2 protein-coding genes are annotated in these 2,936 nt (G+C 39.0%); both read right to left on the bottom strand.

Features of this window, described 5'->3' with window-relative positions; translation table 11 throughout:
• Nucleotides 1-209 precede the first annotated feature (209 nt).
• On the bottom strand, nucleotides 210-941 hold the full coding sequence (locus HPY74_20670) for a gamma-glutamyl-gamma-aminobutyrate hydrolase family protein (protein ID NSW93021.1): 732 nt from the start codon (nucleotides 939-941) through the stop codon (nucleotides 210-212).
• A 159-nt stretch (nucleotides 942-1,100) separates the two neighbouring features.
• Nucleotides 1,101-2,720, bottom strand: coding sequence for a peptide ABC transporter substrate-binding protein (locus HPY74_20665; protein ID NSW93020.1), 1,620 nt, complete (start codon nucleotides 2,718-2,720; stop codon nucleotides 1,101-1,103).
• Between the last annotated feature and the right edge of the window lie 216 nt (nucleotides 2,721-2,936).

The following is a 2,936-nucleotide window of genomic DNA, read 5'->3' as shown; positions in this document are numbered from 1 at the left end:
CCATCGGTATTCCCATAGCAGCAGGACTGCTTTACGCCTTTGGCGGCCCCCTGCTGAACCCCATGTTTGCCGCCGCCGCCATGGCCATGAGTTCGGTATCCGTTGTAAGCAACGCCTTAAGACTCAGACGCTTTAAGCCGGTGCATTAAGCGGGACAAACGGGACAAGGGACGGTTCTGAGACAAAGAACCGCCCCTTGTCCCATATTGTTAAAACCTATTTTGCTTATATTCGATTGCTGCGTGTATAAACCCGTTAAAAAGCTTTAAAAACTTTGGATACCGCTTTGTCAAGCATTCCGGATGCCATTGAACGCCTATTAAAAACCTGTCTTCAATACTTTCTATGCCTTCTATTATTCCGTCCTCTGAAAGAGCGGTTATAATGAGGTTAGTGCCGAGTTTTTTTACAGATTGGTGATGGAAAGAATTTACATACATTTTTTCTTCACCGAATATATTGCCTAACTTACTTTCCTTTTTTATTTTTACAGAATGATACAACTCGTCATCCGCACTTTCAGTAGGATAATGTCCAAGTGAGTCTGGTATTTGCTGGTTTATATCCTGATAAAGGTTGCCGCCTAAAGCTACATTTAACAACTGAGCGCCTCTGCATATTCCTAACATAGGCATTTTTCTCTCATAGGCTTTCTTAAAGAGCTTAAACTCGTGTTCATCCCTTACTGAACATATGGAATCAACTTCTTTCAACGGGTTTTCTCCATAGTAAATAGGAACTATATCATCTCCGCCTGTAAATAGTATACCATCCAGTATTTCTATATAACTGTCATAGTCTTCTTCATTGTGGGAAATTGGTATATTTACAGGAACGCCTCCCCCCGCAGAGACAGAATATATATAACTATCATTAACAGAGCTAAAAAAGCTCCTAGACTTTCCACCAAGAAATGTAGTCAATCCAATAATTGCTTTCATAATTTTTCTCCTTGCTGAAAATATATTTTTTATATTGTAGCATATTCCACCATAGTAGTAAATAAATTGGTTGCTTTCAGAAAGCCTTCTGTGTTATCAGATATGGTGCTTGCTGAATGAAAGGTCTGGAAACAATTGCTCCCAGACCTTTCGAGCATATTATTCAACATATGCGTATTCAAGTATTATATGTCCTATATAATTCTTAATTACACCTTTTACATTTGGCTTGCATAGATATGTGTCATTGAAATAATACAAAGGTATAATCGGCATTTCATCCGCAAGTATTCTTTCGGCTTTAGCAAAATTCTCCATACGTTTTGCCTGATCCGCTGTCTCACGGTTTTCCTGCAAAAGCCGTTCATATTCAGAATTGCTCCATCTATTCGTTTCTTCGTTAAAGACTGTCTCGAAAATATCCAAATTTGTCATCGGGTCCGGATAATCTCCCGTCCAGCCGTCATAAGCCACATCAAAATTGCCGTTGCTTAACTCAGTCCAATATACCTTCGACTCAAAGGTTTGGATTTCCGAGTCTATGCCGAGGTTTTGCTTCCACATGCCTTGAAGCGCTTGTGCTATATCCTTGGTTTCCTGACTCGTCCTTACGGTAATCATTATTTTAGGCATTCCTTTACCATCGGGGTATCCGGCATCGGCAAGCAGCTTTTTAGCCTCATCTATATTTTCTGTAAATATATTGCCGACCACATCCCTGTACTCTTTATCTGTTTGAACGCCATGAGGTATTCCGAAAGGTACAAATCCAAATGCAGGAACATCGACGGATTGTATTATGTTTTTAACAATTTGTTCACGGTTGATAGATAAACTTAGCGCCTTTCTTACCCTTATGTCATCAAACGGTTTTTTTACACAATTGATATCAAAATACAGCATGCCTATTGTCGGCTCTAGGAACAATTCCGGTGAACTTCTAAACTGAGCCTCTGCCTCAGGGCTCAGATTATCCGATATGTGTATTTCATCGTTTACATATGCGGCAAGTTCGGACTCCGATGATTCCAAGAACAGTAATTCTAGCGTCTCAAGCTTTACTTCGTCAGCATCCACATAATAAGGATTCTTCTTCAGTATATACTTTTCTTTTTCTTTAATTTCAGCAAGCATAAATGGGCCATTGCACACATAAGTGCTCGCCGATTTTGTCCAGAATTCATTACCTTCCACTATGTCTTTTCTTACTGGAAAGTATGCTGTAACACATAACAAATCCAAGAAATACGGAGTCGGATTTTCCAGAGTAACCTCCAACGTCCTATCATCAATCACTTTGATCCCCACATCTTCCGGGTTAGCCTTTTCTTCATTATATGCTTTACCGTTTTTAATATAATACAAGTAGAATGATGCTCCTGAAGCAGTTTTAGGATCTAATACCCTCTTCCATGCATATTCAAAATCCTGTGCTGTTACCGGCTTACCGTCCGACCACTTTGCATTTTCCCTTATTTTAAATGTATAAATCGTATTGGTTGCGTCTATTTCATATCCTTCAGCAATTGCCGGCACGGTATTACCGTTCTGGTCAAGCTTATAAAGGCCCCTAAACAAGTTTTGCAACACCTTTGATGAGCGAGAATAGATATTCAATGTCGGATCTAATGTCTCTGGTTCTCCGCTAAGCGCATAGATTACCTTCTGTTCTATTGGCTGAGAAGGCTCATTCATAGCGTCAGAAGCTTTTGGGCCGCATCCTGCAAGCATAGAAACAAGAAACGTAATTATCAGTAGCAAGACCACTAATTTTTTCATATCTTTCCCTCCATTTTTAATTTTGAAAATAATATAAGCAATAAATATGCCAAAAAAAAGCCACTTTTTTTCAGCCCTCTGGATCAATAATTGATTTCACTGCACGAACTAAATTTTTATGATTTGATTGTACCTTGACAACTTCATGCAATAACCATTATTAGGAAAATACCAAGGATAATTTACAATTATGAGCCGGTTTTTGCTTCAAATTTA

It is taken from the genome of Bacillota bacterium, from assembly GCA_013314855.1.
GTDB lineage: Bacteria > Bacillota > Clostridia > Acetivibrionales > DUMC01 > Ch48.
The sequence above is the reverse complement of the archived record's forward strand: the minus strand, read 5'-3'. Positions and strand labels throughout refer to the sequence as shown.

Bases quoted from the DNA above. Each gene is read 5' to 3' on its own strand.
- HPY74_20670 (NSW93021.1), bottom strand. From the start codon at position 941: ATGAAAGCAATTATTGGATTGACTACATTTCTTGGTGGAAAGTCTAGG.
- HPY74_20665 (NSW93020.1), bottom strand. From the start codon at position 2,720: ATGAAAAAATTAGTGGTCTTGCTACTGATAATTACGTTTCTTGTTTCT.